This window comes from Ideonella sp., from assembly GCF_035254525.1.
Classification (GTDB): Bacteria; Pseudomonadota; Gammaproteobacteria; order Burkholderiales; family Burkholderiaceae_C; genus Ideonella.
In genome coordinates this window covers 1-2,108 of record NZ_DATFAN010000048.1, presented here as the reverse complement: position 1 = coordinate 2,108, position 2,108 = coordinate 1, and the positions used below count along the sequence as shown (strand labels likewise).

The 2,108-nt window shown below is 70.4% G+C and carries 4 protein-coding genes; all 4 read left to right on the top strand.

All coding sequences use genetic code 11. The features are described 5' to 3' along the window. On the top strand, window positions 1-486 hold a 486-nt coding region (locus VJ693_RS04480), incomplete at its 5' end, for a PhoX family protein (protein ID WP_324152267.1). Between the two features lie 115 nt (window positions 487-601). Further along, on the top strand, window positions 602-1,060 hold the full coding sequence (locus VJ693_RS04475; RefSeq protein WP_324152265.1) for an Hsp20/alpha crystallin family protein: 459 nt from the start codon (window positions 602-604) through the stop codon (window positions 1,058-1,060). Window positions 1,061-1,097: 37 nt separating this feature from the next. Beyond that, entirely contained in the window at window positions 1,098-1,511 is a 414-nt protein-coding gene (locus VJ693_RS04470) for an Hsp20/alpha crystallin family protein (protein ID WP_324152264.1), read from the top strand. Then, window positions 1,511-2,108: S1C family serine protease (locus VJ693_RS04465; protein WP_324152263.1), on the top strand; the 598-nt coding region annotated here is incomplete at its 3' end. The genes VJ693_RS04470 and VJ693_RS04465, both read left to right, overlap by 1 nt.

The window sequence follows — 2,108 nt, the reverse complement described above, 5'->3', positions numbered from 1 at the left end:
GACCTCGATGCCACCCGCTTCCACTGGGACCACCTGGTGCTGGCCGGAGACCCGCAACAGCCGCGCCAGGAGGCGCGAGGCAACATCCGCGGTGACGTGTTCGCCTGCCCGGACGGCCTGTGGATCGATCCACGCGGCGTGCTGTGGGTCGAAACCGACATGTCTTCGTCGGCGATGGGCAAGGGTGAACTCGCCCGCCTGCCGAACAACCAGCTGCTGGCGTGCGACCCGACGCGGCCAGCCCACGAGGGCGGCCCCGTATTCCGCCGCTTCCTCGTCGGTCCGGCGGGTTGCGAGATCACCGGCCTGACGATGTCGCCCGACCTGCGCACGCTGTTCGTCAACATCCAGCACCCCGGCGAATCGCCCGCCGGGCGGGGCGACCCGGCCGCGCCCGGCCGCTACTCCAGGTGGCCCGACGGCGGCCGGCCACGCTCGGCGACGGTGATGATCACCAAGGACGACGGCGGGGTCATAGGCACCTGATCCAGCGCAAGCCGGGGGCCTTGAACTTGGCGCAGCCTGCCCTTAATTCGGTAGGTATGCGGACGGCCGGCCTTCGCCGAGCGCCGCACTTTCACCGTTTGAAAGGAGCGTTGCCATGTACGAATCCCTTTGGAGCTTCCCGGGCGGCGTGGTGGGCGAGTTCGAGCGCCTGCGTCGCGAGCTCGACGACGTGTTCGGCGGCACCGGCCTGCCGAGCAGCATCCGTTCGGCCGCGCCGGGTGCCTTCCCGGCGATCAATGTGGGCATGACCCCGGGCAGCGTCGAGGTCTACGCCTTCGCCCCGGGCATGGACCCGGCCAAGATCGACGTCGTGATCGACCGTGGCGTGCTGACGATCTCCGGCGAGCGGCCCTCGGCCGTGCCGGCGCGCGGCAGCGATGCCAAGGTCAGCGTCTACAACCACGAGCGTGCCAGCGGCAGCTTCAAGCGTGCACTGAGCCTGCCCGACGACGTGGATCCCTCGCGCGTGCAGGCCAGCTACCGGGACGGCGTGCTGAACGTCAGCATCGCGCGCCGCGAGGAAGCGCAGCCCAAGCGCATCACGGTGCAGTAAATCCGTCGCCTGCCTGTCACCGACAAGGAGACCGATCATGACCGACACCACCCGCAACGAACTGCAGAAGACCAACGTGCAACAAAGCCCCACCACCACAGCCTCCGGCCCGGCCGACACCCGCGCGCTGCTGCCGCGCGTCGACGTGCTGGAAGACGACCGTGGCATCACCCTGCTGGCCGATCTGCCCGGCGTGCCGCGCGACAAGCTCGACATCAAGGTCGACGGCGAGACGCTGACGATCGAGGGCGAGGTCACGACGCCGACCCCGACCGGCCTGCAGCCCGCCTACGTGGAGCTGCGCCTGCCGCGCTACCGGCGCGCCTTCACGCTCAGCCGCGAGCTCGACGCCGGGCGCATCGAGGCCAACCTGAAGGACGGCGTGCTGAACCTGCGGATCCCGAAGCTGGAGCACGCGCAGCCACGCCGGATCAGCATCAACGTCGCCTGATGCCGGGCGCGCCCCGGCCCCTGAACCGCCGCCGCCTGCTGGCGGCGGCTTGCTCGACGGCGCTGGCCTTCGGGCCCGGCTTGGCCATCGCCCGCACCGAGGTGGCGGCGCGCAGCGCGGCCCCACGCGGGGCCCTGTCGGCCGACGAGCAGAACAACATCGCGGTCTTCAAGGCCGCCTCGCCGGCCGTCGTCAACATCACCGCGCTGACGGTCGAGCGCGACTTTTTTTCGCTCGATGTGCAGCAGGTGCCGCGCGGCACCGGCACCGGCTTCGTCTGGGACGAGCAGGGCCACATCGTCACCAATTTCCACGTGATCCAGGGTGCCAGCGCGGCGCGCGTGACGCTGGCCGACCAGACCTCGCACAAGGCCGAGCTGGTCGGCGCCTTTCCCGACCGCGACCTGGCGGTGCTGCGCATCAACGCGCCGAAATCGAAGCTGCCGCCCTTGCCGTTGGGCAGCAGCCGCGACCTGCAGGTGGGCCAGCGCGTTTTCGCGATCGGCAACCCCTTCGGGCTGGACCAGACGCTGACCACCGGCATCGTCTCGGCGCTCGGCCGCGAGATCGAGTCGGTCACGCGGCGGCGCATCCGCA

What these genes read in the sequence shown, in the direction of transcription:
- VJ693_RS04470 (WP_324152264.1), top strand. Translation starts at nt 1,098, where the DNA reads ATGACCGACACCACCCGCAACGAACTGCAGAAGACCAACGTGCAACAA.
- VJ693_RS04475 (WP_324152265.1), top strand. Translation starts at nt 602, where the DNA reads ATGTACGAATCCCTTTGGAGCTTCCCGGGCGGCGTGGTGGGCGAGTTC.